Here is a 21,365-nt window from a genome sequence, read left to right on the forward strand (position 1 = left end):
CATTTTCTTGCAAAAAGAAAGGATTATCTAGTTGGCTGACAATCCTTTGACAACATACAATTCAAGCAGTTCCGCAATTGTCTGTTTATCAAGCGGGGGATGCTGTTTTTCCCAATCAAAAATGAGTGCGATATAAAGCTTCAGCATCACAAAAGCTGTCAGCTCAGGGTCGCACGGCTTGATTGCACCGCTTTTGATCCCGTTTTCTATCTTATCTTTCATATAAGATAGAAGACCACGCTCCATTTTTTGGATGACGTCCTGAACGGCCATTGTACCAATTTCAGCGTTTTCTTGGAAAATCTTGATCGTCAGCTGATGTGTTTTCCTGAACTCGAGAATGGCAAACAGCGCTCTGTGCACATTTTCATGGAATGGAAGATCCGGCTCCATCGCTTCGTCCGCTTTCTGCTTCATTTCCTTCAATAAAGTTGTGAAAATCTCGTCAAACAGCTCTTCTTTGTTTTTGAAAAAGGTATAAATGGTTCCCTTCCCCACATTCGCAAGCTTTGCCACTAGGTCCATTGTCGTCGCTTTATAACCGAACTGCGTGAAAGACTTTGTAGCAGCCTCTAAAATGAGCTTTTTTCGATCTATTGACATTGTCTATCACCCCGAAACTGACCGTTTGAACATTTTAGTCATTAAGTACATATGCAAATGTATCATAACCCGATGATCAATTCAATCATTTTTTACACAATATTGACATTCCCCACCAAAAAAACCTCCGCCGCAGCGGAGGGTTTTAGCTGAATAAATAGGTGAGCGCGTCAGACACGGCTGCTTTTCCTTGATCGATGCAGTCGGGAATTCCGACACCTTCAAAAGAAGCGCCTGTCATGTAGACACCCGGATACGCGGAGGCCAGTGCTTCGCGCAGCTCTTTGATGCGCTGCTTATGGCCGACATGGTACTGCGGCATGCTTTCATGCCAGCGGGTGACACATGCCATTTCCGGCTCCCCTTTTATGTTCATGACTTTCTTTAAGTCTTCTAACACAAAATTGATAATGTCGTTATCTGAGAGATCGACAATGGATTCGTCTCCGGCTTTCCCGACATATGCACGAAGCAGCGTTTTGCCTTCCGGCGCTGCGTGCGGCCATTTTTTGTTCGTCCACGTACAGGCTGTGATCGCGAAATCACTGTTTCTTGAGATCACAAAGCCCGTGCCCTCATGCTCCATTTGAACGGCGCCTTCAGGGAAGCCCAAGGCGACATTTGCCACGGATGTGGAGTGCATATTTTTCAAATGAGAAATGGCAGGAAGCTCTGAAAGCATTCCCGCAGCCGCTTTATGCGGAGCAGTCACAATCACTGAATCAGCATCAAGTGTGACTCCGTTATCCAACTCGAGTGAGTAGCCAGCGCCACCGTTGCTGATCTTGGTCACTTTTGTGCCTTTGTATATCTTCGTCAGCTTTAATTGCTTTTCGATCTCTTCGACAAGAGTCTGCAAACCGGTTGACAGGGTCTGGAACTGCCCTTGCTTTTTAGCCGTCAGCTGCTGGCCGGCGCCTTGAGGCCTTGTTTTTTTCATGCCTAGAATTAAACTTCTGTGCTTTTGTTCCGTCTGGTAAAATTGCGGAAAAGTCGACATTAGGCTGAGCTTGTCAATGTCGCCAGCGTAGATGCCTGATAGAAGCGGCTCGATTAAATTCTCAACCACTTCATCTCCGACACGTCTGCGGAAAAATTCTCCCAATGACTGGTCGTCTTTTGATTTGCTTGCAGGCAGGATGAAATCCATAGCGGCTCTTGCCTTCCCAGACAGAGAAAACAGACCGGTTGAAACGAACGGCGCGATTTTTGTCGGTATCCCCATTACGGCGCCTTTCGGCATTGGATGCAGAGTGCGGTTTACAAGCACATAGGATTGTCCTGTCGCATTGTTGACAAGTAAATGTTCAAGGCCTAAGTCTTTGACAAGCTCCGGAGCGCTTTTCTTCCGTTCCAGAAATGAGTCAGGCCCTCGTTCGATGATATAGCCGTCTTTTTTGACAGTCTGGATTTTCCCGCCGACTCTCGGACTTGCCTCAACGAGCGTCAGCTCAAGCGGCAGATCTTTTTCTTTGATTTCTTTTTCCATATAGAAGGCGGCGGCTAAACCGGTAATGCCGCCGCCGATGATGACTACATGTTTTTTGCCGTCACTCATGTTCATCGCCTTCTTTAACGTCCTAATTTTTTTAATACAACTGTTGCTAATGCATCAATAAATTCCGGCTTTGCATTCGGCATTTCCGGGCGGTAGTAGCTTGCGCCTATATCGTCAGTGACCACTTTGCATTCATAATCATTATCGTAAAGCACTTCTAAATGATCCGCTACAAATCCGACAGGGACATATACAAATGCCTGATAGCCTTTTTGTTCGAATAAATCACGTGTTAAATCCTGTACATCGGGTCCGAGCCAAGGATCAGGCGTGTTCCCTTCGCTTTGCCAGCCGACAGCATATTCGGAAACGCCTGCGCCTTCAGCAATCAATTTCGCCGATTCATGAAGCTGGTTCGGGTACGGGTCTCCAAATTCTTTGATTTTTTCCGGCAGACTGTGGGCGGATACGATGAGCATCGCCTTTTCTCTTTCATCCTCAGGCATTGACGCATATGTTTCCTTCACTCGGTCAACCCAGTATTTCACGAACTTCGGTTCATCGTACCAGCTTTCAACAGACGTAATCGTTAAGCCGCCAAGTTTTTCAGCCTCTTCTTTGGCACGTTTGTTGTAGGACTGCACGCTGAATGTGGAGAAATGCGGTGCCAGCACGATGCTGACTGCTTCTGTGATGCCGTCCTTATGCATCTCTGCCACAGCGTCTTCAATAAACGGCTCGATGTGCTTCAGACCGATATACGCTTTAAATGTAATCTCGTCCTGAATGTCATTTAAGTGCTGTTCAAGCTTGTGCGCCTGCTCTTCTGTGATTTTGGCAAGCGGTGAAATGCCGCCAATTGCTTCGTATCTGTCTTTTAAATCTTGAAGCATTTCAGGTTCAGGCTTTCTGCCTCTTCTGATATGTGTATAATAACGTTCGATATCTTCTTCTTTATAAGGCGTGCCGTACGCCATAACGAGAAGCCCCATTTTCTTTCTACCCACTGTTTACACCCTCTTTAATGATCTGATACAAATATTTTGACAGGTATATCATCATGATAGCAAAAGATACGCTTAGGAATATTGACCCGTTTTTTTGTTTTGTGAATATTTATGGACAAATGCTGTCAGTTTTTTCAAAACCTCAGGACTGACGTCAGGAAATACCCCATGTCCAAGGTTAAAAATGAAACCGTCCGATTTCAGGCCCTGATCCAGTATATCCGCCGTTTTTTTCTCAATGACTTCCCAAGGCGCCAGCAAAATGGACGGGTCCAGATTGCCCTGCACTGTTTTGGCGATGCCTTTTGATCTGGCCTCCTCAATGCCGAGTCTCCAATCGAGCCCGACAACATCGAGGGGAAGGTCATGCCAATCACCTGCCAGATGGCTTGCGCCGACACCAAACATGATCAGCGGCACATCCTCCTGTGCAAGCTCTGTAAAAATCCGGTTCATCACGGGTTTGATGTATGTTCTGTAGTCCGCCTGATTCAGCGCGCCGACCCACGAATCAAAGATTTGAATCGCTTTTGCGCCTGCTTTAATTTGCGCTTTTACGTATACGATAATCATGTCGGCAAGCTTATGCATCAAAAGGTCCCATGCATCCGGCATGCTGTACATGAAGGCTTTTGTTTTATTGTAGTTTTTCGCAGGACCGCCTTCGATCATGTAGCTGGCAAGCGTAAAAGGCGCACCCGAGAAACCGATGAGCGGGACGTTGAGCTGCTCATTGACAAGCAGTTTAATCGTCTCTAGCACGTACGGCACATCCTGTTCCGGATCAATCTGTCCGAGTTTTTCAATGTCCGCCAGAGACCGGATCGGCTGATCAATCACAGGCCCGATCCCGTTTTTGATTTCAACATCCACTCCGATTGAAGGCAGCGGAGTCATGATATCTTTATAAAGGATTGCAGCATCAACCCCGTATTGCTCAACCGGAAGTCTTGTGACATACGCACATAGTTCGGGCTGATGGGTAATCTCGAACAATCCGTACTTTTCCTTCAGCTTACGGTATTCCGGCTGTGAGCGCCCAGCTTGTCTCATGTACCATACAGGCGTGTGATCCGCTTTTTCTCCCCGTGCAGCTTTTAAAAACGTCTCGTTAAACGTTTCTTGTTTACTCATCTGATTTCCACCTTTCATACTGCAACCATACGTTCGTGTTTCTTGACCATTACACTATACCTCGTTTTGGGCAAATGGTATAGAAATGAGGCTCAATGTTCAAAAAATCGCCGAATTCCATTAAGAGGAAAACAATTTCGGCTGAACGTAATCGGTTCCTTCCCCTTCTCTTTTTGTCTGTGTATTATAAGGCACAACTTTATAAGAAGCGCCTGAGAACAAGTTGGCATAAGGGATTTCATAGCTGCCCTTTCCTTCGACTGAATCAAGAAGCGTCTCCTTGCCATCCTTATTTACATAAATTCTGTATACGGTCCGATCATCCTCTTGAGCATCCCATTTTAATTCAATGGTAAACAGCCCCGCTGCTTTAAATGTGTAATCTGCTGTTAGCGTTTTGACCGGCTCCAGCTTAATCGGGCTTTCCAGTTCTTTGACGTTTTTAGGCTTCGTAAACACATCACCGGTTTCTCCAGCCTGCGTCAAAATATCTTTAAACAGTCTCGTCGAATACGCGCTGCCGCCTTTTAAATAATGGTTTTGGTCTGTTTTATCATAGCCCATCCAGACAGCCCCGGTTATTTTCGGCGTATAGCCGGCAAACCAAGCATCCTTTGTCGCGCCGGAGACGCCTGTATAAGAAGTAGAACCGGTTTTTCCCGCCAGATCGCCGTGATAAGTTCCTGACACGGCCGTTCCCTTTTTGACCACCTGCTGCAGCATTCTCGTCATATTCCAAGACGTCTGCTTGCTGAATACCCGCTTTCCTTCTTCTTTATGGTCGGCTATTGTTTCTCCGTCTTCATCCTCTATGCTGGAAATAAAGAACGGTTCAGTATACATTCCATCCGCGGCAAACGTATGAAACGCGCCGGCAAGCCGGAGCGGGGAAACGCCTTTTTCCAAACCGCCGAGAGCGAGGGCAAGGCCTTCATCAGGGATATCGATGCCGTTTGCTTTCAAATAAGATTTTCCTGTTTCGACGCCGATCTCATTCAGCGTCCAGACAGCCGGTGCGTTTTTGCTGTACGTAATGGCGTCAGACATGGTCACTTCGCCCTCATACTGGCTGTCATAGTTTTTCGGTGTATAATCTCCGTAGGATTGCAGCTCATCCTTTAATAGAGAATATGGTTTAAATTCCTTTTCCTGCATCGCCGGCCCGTATACCGCAAGCGGCTTCAATGTGGAACCCGGCTGGCGGGCAGCTGTGACGCGGTTGTATCCTTTGGATGTGTATTCTCTTCCGCCGATCGCCGCTTCCACACCGCCTGTCTTGTTATTGATAAAGACGGCGCTTCCTTCAGCATTCTGGTCTGTTCCGGGATAGTAGCTTCCCTGCTTCATCACCTGATAAGCCGTCTTCTGAAGCTTCGAATCAAGCGGAACCTTGATCGTGTATCCGCCTTGAAGAAGCTGCTCTCCGGAAATCGAGTACTTGTCTTCCGCCTCTTCAATCACAAGATCAATATAGCTGTCAAACCAAGGTGTTTCCGACTGTTTCTTCACGTTCAGACCGAGCGTCCTCCCCTGCGCGCTGACAGCCTCTTTCGCACTGATGTAGCCTTGGTCATTCATCATGCCGAGAATCGTATCACGCCGCTCCTTACTTTTATCAGGATGCAAAACAGGAGAATACGTAGAAGGCGCCTTCGGAATAGCGGCCAAAACCGCGCCTTCGGATATAGTTAAATCTTTTACTTCCTTATTAAAATAATAGTGGGACGCCGCTTGTATGCCGTAGACCCCATGCCCGAAGTAAAGCTGGTTCAAATACATTTCCAGCAGCTTGTCCTTGCTGTAATCCCGTTCAAGATTGATCGCAATGATCACTTCTTTTGTTTTTCTTAAAAACGTTTTGTCGTGTGTCAGAAAAATATTTTTGGCAAGCTGCTGAGTGATCGTGCTTCCGCCTTCCACCTTTCCGCCTGCTAATATATCGCGGTATACCGCCCTTCCGACAGATTTCGCATCAATGCCGTGATGTTCATAGAACCTTTTATCCTCAACAGCGATAAACGCTTCTCTGACCCGCTCCGGAATCTCATTAATCGAGACCGGCTCACGATTTTCTGTATACAGGCTGGCAACCTCCACTCCGTCTTGATCGACAATTTTTGAAGAGGCATGAAGAATCAGCTTCTTTTCATCTATGACATAATGCCCGAGAAAAATAATTGAAATATATCCTATTAAAGCGAGAAAAGCAGTTAACACTAAAATAATGATGGGTATAAATAGTTTCTTTTTCTTCACCTTAAACATGAACTCACCTCGCCTTTCTAAAGGTAGTATGGGAAAAATTGTTTAGAATTATGTTTGAAGCACTCGCCAATAGAAACTTATACCATTGTTTTGATATACTAGCAAGCAGGAGGTGGCTGATATGAATGTTTATATTACATATGGGACAGCCGATTTTTTAAAAACGCTCGTAAAGAAGCATCCGTCGGAAAATATCCTTTTGATGCAGGGCCAGGAAAACGCGATTTTGATCCACGAAACAAGCGGAGATACCGTTTTTCAGGCACCTCATGCCTATGAAGTGATTGACCAAGCCGGCGAGATGAAGAATCCCGGTTTTGCCGTCTTGAACAATATCGCCGTCACTCAGGAAGGACGTCCGCTGTTTGAAAACAGATTCAAAAACAGAGCGGGAAAAGTAGAAAATGAGCCCGGTTTTGAAGCAATTCGTGTGCTCCGCCCGCTTGACAGTGATACGTACGTCATTCTGACCTTGTGGGAAACGGAAAGAGCCTTTCAAGACTGGCAGCAGTCAGGTTCATACAAAGAAGCCCACAAAAAACGCGGCACGTCTGCCGGAATTGACACCACGTCGATCTTCTCCCGGCCTTCGTATGTCACCACATATTCAGCTGTCGAATAGCTGCCGGCATCTCCGGCAGCTTATTTATCGGGAGGAAAGCAAAATGAAGAACACTTGCCCAGTCTGCGGGTTTAAGGGACTGACTGAACCGGCATATGATAAGCAAGGGAATCATTCTTATGAAATTTGTCCGTGCTGCGGTTTTCAGTTTGGATTTGATGATTACGACATGCAGCGCGAGGATGGTTCATTTTTAAAACCATCGGAAAGCATCATCGCCTACAGAAAAAACTGGCTGGCTGATGGCGCCGTTATTTTTTCTCCTGAATGCTTCCCTGAGCATCAGCAGAAAGCGAATAGAGTGTTAAAGCAGCATTTGCTTGAGCAGCTCAAACAGATCAATGTTCATCTTCTATCATAACCCTGCCTTCTGTCCCCGCACCTTCCGCCTGCCTATGAATAATCTGTAGGAAGCGGAAGGAGTGATTAATGATGGAAGTCGGGATTTTGTCTGTCCACATACTGTATGTGTTTTTTATCGGGGCGATTATCCTATTTATGCTGCTGCGGAAAGATACGACCTTTATTTCCTTATTCGGCATTTTCATGATATCGCTTTGGACCAGCCATTCACTTTCAGCTTCTGTCAGCAGTTTATTCCACAGCTTTATTTACGCGGCCGGCGAACTGCTGCCCACGATTTTCATCATTTGTTTTATCGTTTCGATGAGTGATTTGTTAACAAAAACAGGGATAAATGAAGCGATGATTTCTCCCTTTGCAAACCTTGTGAAAGGCCCTGTGACTGCCTATTGGCTGATTGGCGGCCTGATGTTCGCCATTTCTCTCTTCTTCTGGCCTTCTCCGGGTGTCGCTTTGATCGGCGCGGTCCTGCTCCCGGCGGCGGCCCGCGCCGGGTTGCCGCCTATTGTAGCAGCCATGGCCATGAACTTGTTCGGTCACGGTTTTGCTTTGTCAGGGGACTTTGTCATTCAGGCGGCGCCGAAACTGACAGCTGATGCGGCAGGCATTCCTGTCGGTGATGTCGTCTCGGCGAGTATTCCCCTTGTGCTGATTATGGGCTTGACCACTACAACCGCAGCTTTTATCATAATTCAGCGCGAACGCAAAAAACAGCTGGGTCCAGCTTCAGCTTCTTTTTCCCCTAAGCTTTCTGACGAACAAGACACCTCGCTGTATCTGCCAAAACGCCTGCGGTCCATATTGGCTTTTTTGATTCCGCTTGTCTTTCTTGGGGATATCGCCTGCATGCTCTTGTTTAATCTACAGGGAAATGATGCAACCGCGTTAATCGGCGGGTCTGCCATCTGCATCCTCCTGACTGTCCATTTTCTCGTGTATAAGCAAAAAGGGCTTGAAAAAATCACCGGTTATTTTATTGATGGGTTCCAGTTCGGCTTTAAGGTTTTCGGCCCCGTCATCCCGATTGCCGCTTTCTTTTACCTTGGCGGCTCAGGTTTTGAAAGCATACTGGGCACTGCACTCCCTAAAGGTTCCCAAGGCATTGTCAATGATCTCGGCATTGCTTTATCCGGCATGATGCCTATGTCAAAGGAGCTTGCCGCCGTTGCTCTAACTGCCGCTGGAGCGATAACCGGCCTCGACGGATCAGGGTTTTCAGGCATTTCTCTCGCAGGCTCTGTCGCACACCTCTTTTCGTCCGCTCTTCATACTGATCCCGCCGTTCTGACCGCACTCGGCCAAATATCTGCCATCTGGGTGGGGGGCGGAACACTGGTCCCATGGGCGCTGATTCCCGCTGCGGCCATTTGCAAAGTTGATCCTTTTGAGCTTGCCAGAAAAAACTTCATTCCCGTCGCGATTGGCCTTTCTGTGACAGCCATCGCAGCCATGGTGTTGCTTTGAAGTCAAGTTGAAATATTCAGACTTTTTCTATACAATCATGGAAAAGCATAGAAAAAGGGGGAAGCGGCTTTGTCCATATTTACACTGCAGAAAGAGATAAACAAACAGCTCGACAGCTGTTTTGAAGAAATGGTCGAGATCAGGCGCCATTTTCACATGTATCCTGAGCTCTCGTTTCAAGAAGAAAAAACCGCCGCATTTATTGCTTCCTATTATGAATCATTAGGCGTCCCGATCCGCACGAATGTTGGCGGCAGAGGGGTTTTAGCATATATAGAAGGCAGCGAATCCGGCCCAACAGTCGCGTTGCGGGCCGACTTTGACGCCCTCCCCATTCAAGATGAAAAAGATGTTTCTTACGCCTCCAAAGTGCCGGGTGTCATGCACGCATGCGGCCATGACGGCCATACGGCAGCTCTTCTCGCAGTGGCAAAGGTCCTTCACCAAAATAGACATGAACTGAAGGGAACATTTGTGATAATCCATCAGCATGCGGAAGAATATTATCCGGGAGGCGCAAAGCCAATGATTGATGACGGCTGTCTTGAAAATGCAGATGTGATATTCGGCACGCATCTTTGGGCGACTGAGCCGCTCGGAACCATTCTCTGCCGCCCCGGCGCCGTGATGGCGGCGGCGGACCGATTCACGATAAAAATCCGCGGTAAGGGCGGCCACGGCGCTCACCCGCACGATACAAAAGACGCCGTCCTGATCGGCTCGCAAATCGTTTCCTCTTTGCAGCACATTGTCAGCCGCAAAGTTAATCCGATTCATTCCGCCGTCATTTCGACAGGCTCTTTTATCGCCGACAACCCGTTTAATGTCATTGCAGACCAAGCCACACTCATCGGCACAGCGCGTTCATTTGACGATAGTGTCCGCAACGTTCTGGAGAAAGAAATTGAAGCAGTTGTAAAAGGAGTGTGCAGCATGCACGGCGCGTCCTATGAGTACAACTATGAACGGGGCTATCCGGCTGTTGTGAACCATCCTGCAGAAACGAGCCACTTGGTCAGCAGCGCAAAGAACACGGAGGGCGTTCACCAGGTCATTGACTGTGAACCGCAAATGGGCGGCGAGGATTTTGCCTACTACTTACAAAACGTCAAAGGCACTTTTTTCTTTACTGGTGCCGCTCCTGAACAGCCAGAGCGCGTCTATTCCCACCACCATCCGAAATTCGATATCAATGAAAAAGCAATGCTGACAGCAGCAAAGGTGCTTGCGGGTGCCGCGATCACCTATCATACACTATAAAAAAACAGCCGGAGTGTTTATTCTCCGGCTGTTTCCTTTGTAATTCTCATATGAAAAACGTGTCTTGCCGTCTCGCCAAGCTGAGAAAGCAGCTTATAATTGGCAATGCCGCCGACTGCCGCACCTACTCCGGGCAAAAGCTGCAAAAGCTTTACGACGTCGATATAATCGCGATATTCCTGCTGGAACACTCTCCAGTCGATACTCTTTTTCTCCGTCTCCCAATTGTCGATGACACAAAAAAGCGATTTGCGGCAGTCATCACTCGAAAACGCGAGCTGAAACACCAGCAGCAAAAACATTCTTTCTTGTGCATCCTTCACATCAAAGCCATAAATTGAGGATAAGGTAAATAAACACTTCATCTTAATCGAAAGCAGCAGCGGGAAATCGGCAATCCCTAAAAAAATGCCGCCCGCTCCGGTTCCGACTCCCTCAGCAGCCGCCACTTTCTGATAAGAAGCAATCGTTTTTTTCGCCAGTTCGTTTTTTTCACTGAGCGAAAGTGCGCTTGTATCCTTCTTATAGGCGATGATATTGGAGCCGGCCATCGTCGCTTCGACCATTTTTTTCACACTTTCGGTGACGGCCGCATGAATTTTTTCCGGAATCCGCTCATTCACCTTCGTTTGCATACGCTTTGAAAAGCGTTCAAACATGGAATCTTTTCGCAAAAAATGCATTTTCCATTGAAGGGCTTCATGCATCAGCAGCTGGTTATCTGTCATTTGACCTACCCCTTTTTAAGCTCACAGCTTTCCATGTTTTTTCAGTCTGGTTGTCATATAAGAAGGCATAATAACAAAAATCAGGACGGCAGAACCGATCAGCGCGTACAGAAACCCTGTCAAGCCGGCAGCATAGGCAGAAGCAGCAGACATCAGCAGCGCTTGTACGGAAAGTGCCGTTTTTAATAAAGAGAAATAACTTTTCAGCTTCGTTTCTTTTTTCACAGGGTACAGCTCTTGAAGCGCCAAATGGTCAAAGTGGCCGAACAGCGGAAGAAGCTGAACGCCCGTAATAAAAATGGTGAATACAGTCAAAACCCCTGCAATGAGCGGGCTTGCTGACATATACATAATGATCAGGGCGAAAATGACCGTCAATCTGACGAGGATGCCCAAATAATCACTTGAACGTAAAAAGGCCCGGGTGAACATGTAGGCAAACGTTTTGCGCTGTTCAAACGGCACGAGACGCAGCAAAAAGTCGAGATACGCCCTGCGTTTCGCTTGCTTTCGTAAATGCGGCACATCAGTGAACAGGTTGGCAATTCGGTAGAAACGCTGCTTGCGTCTCAATTCGGACTCAATATGGCTCTCCCATTTAAACGTTTTCCGTTTTGCTGAGGAAGACATATAGAGATAAAGACCTGCCATAATGACATAAACCACAAGCGCATACATATAGACAGATTGGAAAACAAAATAAAGAACGAGCGTATTCGCCGCAAAGCGAATGATCACATCCATCGGTTTCAAGCTTCGGTCATTCTGGAAGGTCGTGCGCCATTCCATCACCTGATTCCACGCTTTCAGCAACAAAAGCTGGGCAAAAACTGCCGCATACGATGCGAGCGAAGCCCCCGGTGCGACAGCGAAATAAAGCGGCATTGCAACAATGCTCAGTGCAATCAGCGGAAACAGCTGAGACACATAACTGTAGACAAACGCCTGCTTCAAGTAAGGCTCCATTTTTGCTTCAAGCGGCAATAAGAAGACAAGGTCAGCCTCTTTCAACAGCGTCCGCACATAAGAGCTTGTCAACACGAGCGAAAACAGTACGGCCATCACCCAGAAGGACGGAAAGTGAGCGGGAATGTCACGTATCCATTTGCTGTACCAGCTTGCAGCGCCCGCGAGAAAAAAGATCAAAACAATGACAAGGTGATCGTTGAGCATATATTTCATATACGTCCTTGTTTCTTTGATATGCTCCTGCAGCCGCGACTGCCAAATATCAAGCATATTATTCATGGCCCGCGTCTTCCTTTGTGAGTTCAAGATACAAATCGTCCAGCGCCGCGTCCTTCATTCCAAACTGCTCTCTGAGTTCGGACAGCGTGCCGCGCGCCCGCACCTCGCCGTTATGTAAAATAATAAACGAATCACAATAGCGCTCTGCCGTTGCCAAAATGTGCGTTGACATCAGCACGCTCGCCCCGCTTTTTTTCGCTTCATTCATCCGCTCAAGCAGCGCGTTAATCGCAAGCGGATCAAGTCCTAGAAAAGGCTCATCAATGATGTAGAGCGCGGGCTCTGCCAAAAATGCGCACATAATCATAACCTTCTGCTTCATTCCTTTAGAAAAATGAGCCGGGAACCACTTCAGCCTCTTCTCCATTCGGAATTCCTTTAAAAGCGGCGGCAGCCTTTTCTCCATCGTTTCTTTTGAGATACCGTATGCCATCGCTGTTAACTCCAGATGCTCCATCAGCGTCAGCTCTTCATATAAAACAGGTGTTTCAGGTATATAGGTGAATTGTGAGCGGTAGCCTTCCGGATCCTCAGCAAAGGTTTTCCCATTTAATTCGATTGATCCTTTATGCGGGTCCATCAGCCCGATGATATGTCTGATTGTTGTACTTTTACCCGCACCGTTCAGCCCGATTAAACCGACAATTTGATTCGGTTCAAGGGTGAATGATACGTTTTTCAAAACCGGATTTCTTGTATATCCGCCGGTCAAGTTCTTTACCGATAGCAGAGACATAGTTTCTCCCCTTATATTGTTTTCTTCATAGTACCAAAAACAAAGCATGATTTGAAACAATTCCCTTTTAACAAATGATGAATTTGCTGTCATAAAGAAACAGGTTTCGGGACATCATAATGGTTGTAGAGGAAAAGCATATCAACTGAAAAATGAGGTGTTTGTCAAAGACGTCTTAGATACAGTTGGATAGAAAATAAACATGTCCAATGCTCAAACCTTTTCTCTTCACTGAACTTGATGAATTCTTCTATGAAGCAAATTGTCAAATGAGGTGTTTATCGCAGGAATCGTTAGGCATTAAACAAGTCTTCATTTTATCGACAAATGAGGTGCTTACCAAAGGCATATCACATTTTCTTCATAAAGCTCTTCCTCTGCATTCAGGGTGAACGCTCGCCGTTCATCCTGTTTTCTATTTCCAGCATTTCTGTGGTACGATGAGTGTATACATACGAAACAATTTCATAAGGAGGAACTTTCATGCATAATGCAGAGAATTGTATCTTTTGTAAAATTATTGCCGGTGACATTCCATCCGCAAAGGTGTATGAAGATGAACACGTGCTTGCCTTCCTTGATATCAGCCAAGTGACAAAGGGACACACGCTTGTCATTCCGAAAACGCATATCGAAAACGTGTATGAATTTACGGATGAATTAGCAAAACAATATTTTCACGCTGTTCCGAAAATCGCCCGCGCCATCCGGGATGAATTTGAACCGATCGGCTTAAATACGCTGAACAATAACGGCGAAAAAGCAGGACAATCTGTTTTCCATTATCATATGCATATTATCCCGCGCTACGGAAAAGGAGACGGATTCGGAGCCGTTTGGAAAACACATGCTGATGATTACAAACCGGAGGATCTGCAGACCATCTCTTCCTCTATCGCGAAACGCCTGGCCTCATCATAAGATGGGGTTATTTTATTTGTGAGCATTTATAGCAAACATCCGTCAATTTCTTTTGATTATTCTAATTTTTTATACAAAAACTGCATTTTTGTGATAGGATAATTGTATTATTTTATACATTAACGTGGAGAACAGGGAGAGGATCATAATGGAACGCACAACAAATTTTAACGCAGGTCCTGCAGCGCTGCCATTGGAAGTTCTGCAAAAAGCACAGAAAGAATTTATTGATTTTAACGAATCCGGCATGTCCGTTATGGAGCTTTCCCACCGCAGCAAAGAATACGAAGCGGTGCACCAAAAAGCGAAAAACCTTTTAATCGAACTGATGGGCATCCCGGAAGATTACGATATTTTGTTTCTTCAAGGCGGGGCAAGCCTTCAATTCTCAATGCTTCCGATGAACTTTTTAACACCTGATAAAACCGCACATTTTGTAATGACTGGGGCTTGGTCCGAAAAAGCCCTCGCTGAAGCAAAGCTCTTCGGGAACACCTCTGTGACAGCGACAAGCGAGGCAGACAATTACAGCTTTATTCCTGAAGTTGACCTTACAGATGTAAAAGACGGCGCGTATTTACATATCACGTCCAACAATACGATTTTCGGCACACAGTGGCAAGAATTCCCGGATTCCCCTATTCCGCTTGTCGCTGACATGTCCAGCGATATTTTAAGCAGAAAAATCGATGTGCCCAAATTTGACGTGATTTACGGAGGCGCCCAAAAGAACCTCGGCCCTTCCGGTGTGACAGTTGTCATCATGAAAAAAACGTGGCTGCAAAATGAAAATGCGAACGTTCCAAAAATCCTGACATATTCAACGCATGTCAAAGCGGATTCACTTTACAACACTCCGCCGACATTTGCGATTTATATGCTGAGCCTTGTTCTGGAATGGCTGAAAGAAAACGGCGGTGTTGAAGCTGCTGAACAACGTAATGAACAAAAAGCGCAGGTGCTCTACAGCTGCATTGATGAAAGCGGCGGATTCTATAAAGGACATGCCAGAAAGGACAGCCGCTCACGCATGAATGTTACCTTCACGCTTCGTAATGACGAATTAACGAAAACATTCGTTCAGGAAGCAAAAGAAGCAAAGATGATCGGCCTTGGCGGACACCGTTCAGTAGGAGGCTGCCGTGCTTCTATTTATAACGCGGTGTCTCTCGAAGACTGTGAAAAATTAGCTGCGTTCATGAAGAAATTCCAGCAGGAAAATGAGTAAAAAGTCTGGCTATGCAAACCGTTCGTTTGGTATACTGTTTGCATATCACATTCTTTAAGCCTTCGCAATAAATGACGAGCATATTATTGGAGGGCAAAAAGCTTAGCAGAGGAGAGCATAGATATGAAAACAAAAGAGTTAGTCATTATGGCTCTGTTTGCCGCAATCGGCGCAGCGCTTCATTCCATTATTCCGCCCTTTTTAGGCGGCATGAAACCAGATATGATGTTGATCATGATGTTCATGGGCATCCTTCTGTTCCCGCGGGTGCAAAATGTACTCGTCATTGGGATTGTGACCGGAATCATTTCCGCACTTACAACCGCATTTCCAGCCGGACAGATTCCTAACATCATCGATAAACCCGTGTCAGCGTTTCTGTTCTTCATCCTGTTCCTTTTGTTCAGAAAGAGCCAGAAAACAGGTGCAGCCGCAGTTCTGACAGCGATCGGGACCATTTTATCGGGCATTGTATTTTTATCGTCAGCTTTATTGATCGTCGGTTTGCCTGGCGGTTTCGCCGCATTGTTCGCGGCTGTTGTTCTGCCGGCCGCTGTACTGAACACAATCGCAATGATTATTATTTATCCGATTGTGCAAACCATTTTAAAACGTTCAAGCTTTATGGAAGCTGCTGAATAATTGTCACCCAAAACCTCTTCCGCTTCCGGGAGAGGTTTTTTTCGACAGAGAGTCCGCAGCCTGTCAGCATGTTTTAAGCAAAGAGTTTTGTGAAAAAGATCAGACATAGTGTAAAGGCGGTTCCGGTTGAACAAACAAGCGCTTTCTGCCGGATGACCTTCTTGGGCGGATAAGAAGCAGCCTGGCTAAGGAGTCTGATATAGTAAACAGCGCCTGAAGCGAAGGCAAGGGTGATGCAGGATAACACAATTATAAAGACAGACAACCTTCTCCCTCCTTTTCACTTAAAAAATATGCTAAAATAAAGCAAGCTATGTATAGAAGTTCAGGCTTTCAACAAAAACGAAAAATACTGAATGAATCCTATTTTCAAGAAAAAGACGGGGTGATTGTAATGGCGGACGGACGTTCTCTGCTAACAGGACTATTCGTAGGCGGCATTATCGGAGGGGCTGCAGTTCTTCTTACTGCACCTTCCTCAGGAGCGCAGCTGCGTGAAAAAATGAAAACCAATTATGATTCTTTCGAAGAAACGATCAAACGCTTAAAATCAGACGGGCTTGCGTTAAAAGACCAGCTGATCAAAGCGGCCAAAGAAAGTACAGATGTCATTAAAGATGTGAGCGGCGAGCTCCAAACGTCAATTAAAAAATGGCAGGAAGAGATCAAACCTCACCAACAGGATCTGCAAAAAGAAATCGCTGATATTGAAGAGAAGATCAAACAGCTGGAGAAAACCTTACAAAACTAATATCCTATTCAAAAGAAAAAAATGCGGGCCAAAACTGGACCCGCATTTTTTTTTGACCGAAAAAGCCTCTCACCGCAACGGATTGTGAATTTATTAAAAAATTCTTAAATTTTCATCTTTATTAATCTTTATTTTATTGGCATAATAGAGAAAAAGAAAAAGAGAAGCAGGTGACGTAATGAATCGAGTGGAACCGCCTTATGATGTGAAAGAGGCTCTGGTCTTCACCCAGAAAATGGCTCAGCTTAGCAAAGCTCTTTGGAAATCGATTGAGAAGGATTGGCAGCAATGGCTTAAACCGTATGACCTGAATATTAATGAGCATCATATTTTATGGATTGCGTATCAATTGAATGGAGCTTCCATTTCTGAAATCGCGAAATTCGGGGTCATGCACGTATCAACCGCATTCAACTTTTCAAAAAAGCTGGAAGAGCGAGGATATTTAAGATTCTCCAAACGGCTGAATGATAAACGGAACACATACGTCCAATTGACTGAGGAAGGGAATGAAGTATTCTGGAGCTTGCTCGAGGAATTCGATCCGACTCGCAACGCGGTTTTTAAAGGATCACAGCCACTTTATCATTTATTCGGAAAATTCCCTGAAGTGGCAGAACTGATGTGTATGATACGCCATATTTACGGCGATGATTTTATGGAAATTTTCGAAACGTCACTCACCAATATTGACAATGACTTTGAAAGCGTAAACGGAAAACTGAAGAAAAAAGCAAAGGACAGTGCTGCGGATGAACCGGCAGAAGAGCTCGAACCTGTAAACAGTTAATCAAAGTGCTTCATGATGCCGATAAAGACTTCCATCAGCTCTTGATAAAGCCCCTGCCCATATAGGGAAAAAATAGTTTCATGAACATCTAATTTTTCATTCAGCTGTCCGGCAAATAGCGCAAGGAGCTTATCGAAGGTTACAAATCCTTGCGCTTTTTGTGCTGCCAGCTCATCCGACAATTCATCGCATATCCTCATAACCTCTTCCCCTTCTTCCCTGCTCAGCCCTTTGTCAATGAGAAGCGCATAGAAAGGGTACCTGTCCATATCTACTGTTTTCACTAATAATTGTATGTAATATTCTAATCGCTCAATGCGATGATCCATCGAATCCATCCACACCACTTCTTTCTATCTTTAATCTTATTTTAGCTGATAATTCACTGAGAAGAAAGTTCTAACCCCATATTTCGCAGTTTGTTTGCTTGTTTCAAAAAAATAACTGCCGGATGATATTTTTTCTTAAAAAAGCATTGATTTTTTCTCTTAGGAGGAGTAAATTATTTTGAGATTCTAATCAAGATGTATGGAAGGATGACTTTAATGAATTGCTGGAAGACCATAAATCTCATGAAGGATTATGGCGCCGTTCGCATCATATTAATTGCTGTATGTTTTATGATTTTAGTTTTTATATCTACCTTTTTAGCATTTGAGCTGCTGCGGCCCGGCACAAGCTTAAGCGATGAATATGTACCTGTATTCGGCGGATTGCTCGTCTTTATTTTATTTGCACATAAAGTCATCCATGTCCTGCCGATCATCTGCAAAAAAAGAAAATCAGAAAAAAAGTTTTTCATATTGCGCATGCGCGCATGGAAACGGATACCAAAAACGACTATGCTGATTTCACTGGTAAGCCCGTTTTTGCTGATAACGCCTGTATTGTTTTACGCTGCGCTGGCTTTTCCAAATCATGCCCATTATTTCTGCATGATTTCGGGCATTCATGCCGGCTACTGTCTGCCCGACTTCTTGCTGGCCCTCAAGCTGATACAAGCGCCGAAAGCCGCTTTTATTGACCAGGAAGCAGACGGCTTGGATATTCTTGTTGAAAAGTAGCCAAACCTTGTCGCTAGTAGCGATTTTTCAATTTGCATTCTATCTTTTTTAATAAATATTTGGTAATGTAATATGGGACAGTTCAGAGAGAGGGGGAATCTCCCATCATTTTATTCTATTTTATCGTGGCTGCCATGTTTATTTTATATTTCATAAACAGGCTCACCAATACACTATGCCTTGTCAGAGAGATTCCTGAAGAGCGGCAGGATAAGGTATTCCGATTTATCAATGTATCTATATTAATTTTACTGATCTCTTCATTTGTGGAGATCTCCTTTACTGTGTAAATATGAAAGAAAGCCTGGCTGCTGATTCAGCAGCCAGGCTTTTTATTTTGATTAGCACAGCCAAGAAGCGCCGATGATAATCAATAAAATAAATAACACAACCAATAAAGCGAAACCGCCTGCAAATACTTCACCCATCTTAAAAAGCACCTCCTGTAAAAAGCTTTATTTTCCAATTACATCTTATGCAATTCATGATTGAAACGATTAGGCGCTAGTGAAAATAAAGGATCGCTTATCTTGCAAGCGATCCCCGGGTTGCTTAGTAGATGTAAGCTGCACCTACGATGATAAGCAAAATGAACAGTACGACAAGCAATGCGAAACCGTTAGAGTATCCTCCGCTCATGTTACATACCTCCTTTTCTTGATCAATATATAAGTATGCCATCAGCAAAAGTTTGACTAGACGAATGCCCTTTATTTAAAATCTTTTTACAGAAAGCCACAATGTGTTATGATACGCTTAGGTAATTTAATTTGGAATGATTAGGAGTGTTTGAAAACAATGAAAAAAATTGCAATAGCAGCTATTACCGCGACAAGCATCCTCGCTCTCAGTGCTTGCAGCGGCGGCGACAAAGAAGTCATCGCAAAAACAGACGCAGGCGATGTAACGAAAGGCGAGCTTTACACAAACATGAAGAAAACAGCTGGTGCAAGCGTCCTGACACAGCTAGTGCAAGAAAAAGTATTGGACGAGAAATATAAAGTGACAGATAAAGAAATTGACAATAAGCTGAAAGAATACAAAACACAGCTTGGCGATCAATATACTGCCCTCGAAAAGCAATATGGAAAAGATTACCTTAAAGAGCAAGTAAAATATGAATTGCTTACACAAAAAGCGGCTAAAGATCAAATTAAAGTAACAGATGCTGATACCAAAGAATACTGGGAAGGCTTAAAAAACAAAATCCGCGCAAGCCACATCCTTGTCGCTGATAAAAAGACAGCTGAGGAAGTAGAGAAAAAGCTGAAAAAAGGCGAGAAATTTGAAGACCTTGCAAAAGAATACTCTACAGACAGCACTGCATCAAACGGAGGCGACCTTGGCTGGTTCGCAAAAGACGGTATGGTGGAAGAATTCAGCAAAGCTGCATTTAAATTAAAAACAGATGAAGTCAGTGATCCTGTCAAATCACAATACGGCTACCACATCATCAAAAAGACAGAAGAACGCGGCAAATACGATGACATGAAAAAAGAACTGAAATCCGAAGTTCTTGAACAAAAACTAAGTGACAACGCAGCCGTTCAGGAAGCTGTTCAAAAAGTTATGAAGAAAGCTGATATCGAAGTAAAAGATAAAGATCTGAAAGACACATTTAATACTTCTTCAACAAGCGAGAGCACTTCTAGTTCTAAATAATAAAAAAAGCTGTGCAGGCTCATCGAGCTGCACAGCTTTTTTATGCGATGGAATGGTTTTGATTTTCGTCTTCAGGCTGCTGAGAACTGCGGCGCTCTCTCTCCTTTTCCATCCTCTCCATATATATCTGCCCTTCTTTTTCAATAAAGGACTGGTCTGCTTTTTCTTCCTCTTTTGCTGCCGCCACAATTTTATATGCACTGAAAATGATGCCTACAATACAAAGATACACCCACCATGGAAAAAATAACACGGGCTTCTCCCCCTTTTACATAGATTCTTTATTCTTAAATCTATGCGGGAATAAGACGAGTTATGAGCGCCAAAAGCGCATAAAAAAGGACTGACCTGAATGGTTCAGCATCAGTCCTTTTTTGATTATTTGTGAAAAGCCGGTTTGTAAAAGGAACGGTTTTCCAGTGCAAATACACGTTCAGTATACTCGCCCGGTTTCACGCGCTCAAGCGCTCTGTCCATCATATTCATTTTGGCATCCAGGTTGTCTATATAGTGCAGAATTTCCGCTTCTTTCACCATCGGCGGCTTCGGGCTTCCCCACTCCGCTTTGCCGTGGTGACTCAAAATCAAGTGCTGAAGAATTAACACCTCTTCAGAGTCAATTTGAAGCTCTTCAGCCGCTTTTGACAGCTCTGTGACCATAATCGAAATATGGCCGAGCAAATTGCCTTCGACCGTATACGAAGTGGAAACAGGGCCGGACAGCTCTTTCACTTTTCCGAGATCATGCAGGATAACACCCGCATAAAGCAGATCGCGGTCAAGAGACGGATATAAATCCGCAATGGATTTCGCCAGATTCAGCATAGAAACAACATGATACGCTAAACCGGAGACAAACTCATGGTGATTTTTCGTAGCCGCCGGATAATCCATAAATTCTGCTTCGTGTTTTTTGACTAAAAACCTTGTAATCCGTTGGATATTCGGATTTTTCATTTCAAATATATATTGAGTGATGGTGTCCATCATTTCATTTTTCGGAATGGGCGCGGTTTCTAAAAAATCATCAATATTGACGTCTTCATGCTCGCTCACTGGTCTGATATTTCTCAGCTTCAGCTGGGTGCGCCCCCGGTAATGGTGGACATCCCCCACAACCTTCACAATCGTCTGCGGCGCATAGGTCACTTCATCACTTTGCTTGGCATCCCACAGCTTCGCTTCAATATCGCCTGACTGGTCTTGCAGCATCAGCGTTAAAAATGGTTTCCCGTTGCTCGCAATCCCTTTCGTCAAGGATTTAATCAATAGATATTGGTCCACCTGTTCGCCAACCTCATGTAGCATAATCCCTTTAGCCATTCTATTAAAGCTCCCTCCGTATCTTATCTTACATAATACCAGTATATCACATACCG

General features: G+C 44.9%; 24 protein-coding genes and 1 pseudogene. 11 read left to right on the forward strand and 14 right to left on the reverse strand.

The window, feature by feature from the left end; genetic code table 11:
* Positions 1–27: 27 nt before the first annotated feature.
* The 5 genes from JMN17_RS15465 to JMN17_RS15485 all read right to left on the reverse strand — a co-directional run bounded on the left by JMN17_RS15465 (position 28) and on the right by JMN17_RS15485 (position 6,507).
* The gene (locus JMN17_RS15465) at positions 28–603 is read right to left on the reverse strand and encodes a TetR/AcrR family transcriptional regulator (RefSeq protein ID WP_087991256.1); all 576 of its coding nucleotides are present in this window, start codon (positions 601–603) and stop codon (positions 28–30) included.
* Between the two features lie 145 nt (positions 604–748).
* Entirely contained in the window at positions 749–2,161 is a 1,413-nt protein-coding gene (gene hemY, locus JMN17_RS15470) for a protoporphyrinogen oxidase (protein WP_202328488.1), read from the reverse strand.
* 14 nt (positions 2,162–2,175) lie between these two features.
* Positions 2,176–3,108, reverse strand: a complete 933-nt coding sequence (hemH, locus tag JMN17_RS15475) for a ferrochelatase (protein ID WP_087991254.1) — start codon at positions 3,106–3,108, stop codon at positions 2,176–2,178.
* 72 nt (positions 3,109–3,180) lie between these two features.
* Positions 3,181–4,242 (reverse strand): uroporphyrinogen decarboxylase, encoded by a 1,062-nt coding sequence (hemE, locus tag JMN17_RS15480; protein WP_202328489.1) that lies wholly within the window; start codon positions 4,240–4,242, stop codon positions 3,181–3,183.
* Positions 4,243–4,362: 120 nt separating this feature from the next.
* Complete coding sequence (locus tag JMN17_RS15485; RefSeq protein ID WP_087991252.1) at positions 4,363–6,507, reverse strand: transglycosylase domain-containing protein; 2,145 nt, start codon at positions 6,505–6,507, stop codon at positions 4,363–4,365.
* Positions 6,508–6,628: 121 nt separating this feature from the next.
* Between JMN17_RS15485 and hmoB the strand changes: the two genes are divergently transcribed.
* The 4 genes and pseudogenes from hmoB to sndC all read left to right on the forward strand — a co-directional run bounded on the left by hmoB (position 6,629) and on the right by sndC (position 10,216).
* Positions 6,629–7,129: a heme-degrading oxygenase HmoB gene (hmoB, locus tag JMN17_RS15490; protein WP_087991251.1), complete on the forward strand. Its 501-nt coding sequence runs from the start codon at positions 6,629–6,631 to the stop codon at positions 7,127–7,129.
* 43 nt (positions 7,130–7,172) lie between these two features.
* Positions 7,173–7,490, forward strand: a pseudogene (locus tag JMN17_RS15495) (hypothetical protein).
* 68 nt (positions 7,491–7,558) lie between these two features.
* Entirely contained in the window at positions 7,559–8,956 is a 1,398-nt protein-coding gene (locus JMN17_RS15500; protein WP_202328490.1) for a hypothetical protein, read from the forward strand.
* A 69-nt stretch (positions 8,957–9,025) separates the two neighbouring features.
* Entirely contained in the window at positions 9,026–10,216 is a 1,191-nt protein-coding gene (gene sndC, locus JMN17_RS15505) for an N-acetyl amino acid acetylase SndC (RefSeq protein ID WP_087991249.1), read from the forward strand.
* 17 nt (positions 10,217–10,233) lie between these two features.
* On the opposite strand, the gene JMN17_RS15510 is transcribed toward sndC, so the two are convergent.
* From JMN17_RS15510 to ecsA, 3 genes are read right to left on the reverse strand one after another with little or no spacing between them, the layout of a single operon-like run.
* Complete coding sequence (locus JMN17_RS15510; RefSeq protein ID WP_202328491.1) at positions 10,234–10,944, reverse strand: EcsC family protein; 711 nt, start codon at positions 10,942–10,944, stop codon at positions 10,234–10,236.
* A gap of 21 nt (positions 10,945–10,965) precedes the next feature.
* The gene (ecsB, locus tag JMN17_RS15515; protein ID WP_087991247.1) at positions 10,966–12,192 is read right to left on the reverse strand and encodes an ABC transporter permease EcsB; all 1,227 of its coding nucleotides are present in this window, start codon (positions 12,190–12,192) and stop codon (positions 10,966–10,968) included.
* The gene (ecsA, locus tag JMN17_RS15520) at positions 12,185–12,928 is read right to left on the reverse strand and encodes an ABC transporter ATP-binding protein EcsA (protein WP_087991246.1); all 744 of its coding nucleotides are present in this window, start codon (positions 12,926–12,928) and stop codon (positions 12,185–12,187) included. Before ecsA ends, ecsB begins: the two co-directional genes overlap by 8 nt.
* Before the next feature lie 483 nt (positions 12,929–13,411).
* On the opposite strand from ecsA, the gene JMN17_RS15525 reads away from it, so the two are divergent.
* The 3 genes from JMN17_RS15525 (at position 13,412) to trpP (ending at position 15,719) form a co-directional block, all read left to right on the forward strand.
* Positions 13,412–13,849, forward strand: coding sequence for an HIT family protein (locus JMN17_RS15525; protein WP_087991245.1), 438 nt, complete (start codon positions 13,412–13,414; stop codon positions 13,847–13,849).
* A gap of 148 nt (positions 13,850–13,997) precedes the next feature.
* Entirely contained in the window at positions 13,998–15,077 is a 1,080-nt protein-coding gene (gene serC, locus JMN17_RS15530) for a 3-phosphoserine/phosphohydroxythreonine transaminase (protein ID WP_087991244.1), read from the forward strand.
* 123 nt (positions 15,078–15,200) lie between these two features.
* A complete protein-coding gene (gene trpP, locus JMN17_RS15535; protein WP_087991243.1) occupies positions 15,201–15,719 on the forward strand; it encodes a tryptophan transporter TrpP in 519 nt (172 codons plus the stop codon).
* Positions 15,720–15,792: 73 nt separating this feature from the next.
* Here trpP and JMN17_RS15540 read toward each other — a convergent pair whose 3' ends face one another.
* Entirely contained in the window at positions 15,793–15,984 is a 192-nt protein-coding gene (locus JMN17_RS15540; protein WP_087991242.1) for a hypothetical protein, read from the reverse strand.
* 129 nt (positions 15,985–16,113) lie between these two features.
* Here JMN17_RS15540 and JMN17_RS15545 point away from each other — a divergent pair, with 129 nt between their 5' ends.
* Together JMN17_RS15545 and JMN17_RS15550 are read left to right on the forward strand one after the other, a co-directional pair.
* Complete coding sequence (locus JMN17_RS15545) at positions 16,114–16,470, forward strand: YtxH domain-containing protein (RefSeq protein WP_010329248.1); 357 nt, start codon at positions 16,114–16,116, stop codon at positions 16,468–16,470.
* A 178-nt stretch (positions 16,471–16,648) separates the two neighbouring features.
* Positions 16,649–17,260, forward strand: coding sequence for an HTH-type transcriptional regulator Hpr (locus JMN17_RS15550; protein ID WP_087991241.1), 612 nt, complete (start codon positions 16,649–16,651; stop codon positions 17,258–17,260).
* Here JMN17_RS15550 and JMN17_RS15555 read toward each other — a convergent pair.
* A complete protein-coding gene (locus JMN17_RS15555) occupies positions 17,257–17,598 on the reverse strand; it encodes a YhaI family protein (protein WP_202328492.1) in 342 nt (113 codons plus the stop codon). The two genes, JMN17_RS15550 and JMN17_RS15555, sit on opposite strands and share 4 nt — an antisense overlap.
* A 207-nt stretch (positions 17,599–17,805) precedes the next feature.
* Between JMN17_RS15555 and JMN17_RS15560 the strand changes: the two genes are divergently transcribed.
* Positions 17,806–18,324 (forward strand): DUF3267 domain-containing protein, encoded by a 519-nt coding sequence (locus JMN17_RS15560; protein WP_087991301.1) that lies wholly within the window; start codon positions 17,806–17,808, stop codon positions 18,322–18,324.
* A gap of 341 nt (positions 18,325–18,665) precedes the next feature.
* Here the strand turns inward: JMN17_RS15560 and yhzE2 are convergent, their stop codons facing one another.
* Positions 18,666–18,752 carry a sporulation protein YhzE2 gene (gene yhzE2, locus JMN17_RS15570; RefSeq protein WP_032681524.1) on the reverse strand — a complete coding sequence of 29 codons (87 nt, stop codon included), beginning with the start codon at positions 18,750–18,752 and terminating at the stop codon, positions 18,666–18,668.
* A gap of 124 nt (positions 18,753–18,876) precedes the next feature.
* Positions 18,877–18,963: a sporulation protein YhzE1 gene (yhzE1, locus tag JMN17_RS15575; RefSeq protein WP_003327753.1), complete on the reverse strand. Its 87-nt coding sequence runs from the start codon at positions 18,961–18,963 to the stop codon at positions 18,877–18,879.
* Between the two features lie 159 nt (positions 18,964–19,122).
* On the opposite strand from yhzE1, the gene prsA reads away from it, so the two are divergent.
* Positions 19,123–19,986: a peptidylprolyl isomerase PrsA gene (prsA, locus tag JMN17_RS15580; RefSeq protein ID WP_087991239.1), complete on the forward strand. Its 864-nt coding sequence runs from the start codon at positions 19,123–19,125 to the stop codon at positions 19,984–19,986.
* A 40-nt stretch (positions 19,987–20,026) separates the two neighbouring features.
* Here the strand turns inward: prsA and JMN17_RS15585 are convergent, their stop codons facing one another.
* Both JMN17_RS15585 and yhaM read right to left on the reverse strand, forming a co-directional pair.
* Complete coding sequence (locus JMN17_RS15585) at positions 20,027–20,239, reverse strand: sporulation YhaL family protein (protein ID WP_202328493.1); 213 nt, start codon at positions 20,237–20,239, stop codon at positions 20,027–20,029.
* A gap of 125 nt (positions 20,240–20,364) precedes the next feature.
* On the reverse strand, positions 20,365–21,309 hold the full coding sequence (yhaM, locus tag JMN17_RS15590) for a 3'-5' exoribonuclease YhaM (protein ID WP_087991237.1): 945 nt from the start codon (positions 21,307–21,309) through the stop codon (positions 20,365–20,367).
* Positions 21,310–21,365 lie beyond the last annotated feature (56 nt).

The organism is Bacillus sp. RHFS10, assembly GCF_016757475.1.
Taxonomy (GTDB): Bacteria; Bacillota; Bacilli; order Bacillales; family Bacillaceae; genus Bacillus; species Bacillus subtilis_G.

Excerpts from the sequence above, each read along its gene's own strand:
- JMN17_RS15465 (WP_087991256.1), bottom strand. The coding sequence starts at position 603 with ATGTCAATAGATCGAAAAAAGCTCATTTTAGAGGCTGCTACAAAGTCT.
- hemY (WP_202328488.1), bottom strand. The coding sequence starts at position 2,161 with ATGAGTGACGGCAAAAAACATGTAGTCATCATCGGCGGCGGCATTACC.
- hemE (WP_202328489.1), bottom strand. The coding sequence starts at position 4,242 with ATGAGTAAACAAGAAACGTTTAACGAGACGTTTTTAAAAGCTGCACGG.
- JMN17_RS15485 (WP_087991252.1), bottom strand. The coding sequence starts at position 6,507 with ATGTTTAAGGTGAAGAAAAAGAAACTATTTATACCCATCATTATTTTA.
- hmoB (WP_087991251.1), top strand. The coding sequence starts at position 6,629 with ATGAATGTTTATATTACATATGGGACAGCCGATTTTTTAAAAACGCTC.
- JMN17_RS15500 (WP_202328490.1), top strand. The coding sequence starts at position 7,559 with ATGATGGAAGTCGGGATTTTGTCTGTCCACATACTGTATGTGTTTTTT.
- JMN17_RS15510 (WP_202328491.1), bottom strand. The coding sequence starts at position 10,944 with ATGACAGATAACCAGCTGCTGATGCATGAAGCCCTTCAATGGAAAATG.
- ecsB (WP_087991247.1), bottom strand. The coding sequence starts at position 12,192 with ATGAATAATATGCTTGATATTTGGCAGTCGCGGCTGCAGGAGCATATC.
- ecsA (WP_087991246.1), bottom strand. The coding sequence starts at position 12,928 with ATGTCTCTGCTATCGGTAAAGAACTTGACCGGCGGATATACAAGAAAT.
- JMN17_RS15525 (WP_087991245.1), top strand. The coding sequence starts at position 13,412 with ATGCATAATGCAGAGAATTGTATCTTTTGTAAAATTATTGCCGGTGAC.
- serC (WP_087991244.1), top strand. The coding sequence starts at position 13,998 with ATGGAACGCACAACAAATTTTAACGCAGGTCCTGCAGCGCTGCCATTG.
- trpP (WP_087991243.1), top strand. The coding sequence starts at position 15,201 with ATGAAAACAAAAGAGTTAGTCATTATGGCTCTGTTTGCCGCAATCGGC.
- JMN17_RS15545 (WP_010329248.1), top strand. The coding sequence starts at position 16,114 with ATGGCGGACGGACGTTCTCTGCTAACAGGACTATTCGTAGGCGGCATT.
- JMN17_RS15550 (WP_087991241.1), top strand. The coding sequence starts at position 16,649 with ATGAATCGAGTGGAACCGCCTTATGATGTGAAAGAGGCTCTGGTCTTC.
- JMN17_RS15555 (WP_202328492.1), bottom strand. The coding sequence starts at position 17,598 with ATGGATTCGATGGATCATCGCATTGAGCGATTAGAATATTACATACAA.
- JMN17_RS15560 (WP_087991301.1), top strand. The coding sequence starts at position 17,806 with ATGAATTGCTGGAAGACCATAAATCTCATGAAGGATTATGGCGCCGTT.
- yhzE2 (WP_032681524.1), bottom strand. The coding sequence starts at position 18,752 with ATGGGTGAAGTATTTGCAGGCGGTTTCGCTTTATTGGTTGTGTTATTT.
- yhzE1 (WP_003327753.1), bottom strand. The coding sequence starts at position 18,963 with ATGAGCGGAGGATACTCTAACGGTTTCGCATTGCTTGTCGTACTGTTC.
- prsA (WP_087991239.1), top strand. The coding sequence starts at position 19,123 with ATGAAAAAAATTGCAATAGCAGCTATTACCGCGACAAGCATCCTCGCT.
- yhaM (WP_087991237.1), bottom strand. The coding sequence starts at position 21,309 with ATGGCTAAAGGGATTATGCTACATGAGGTTGGCGAACAGGTGGACCAA.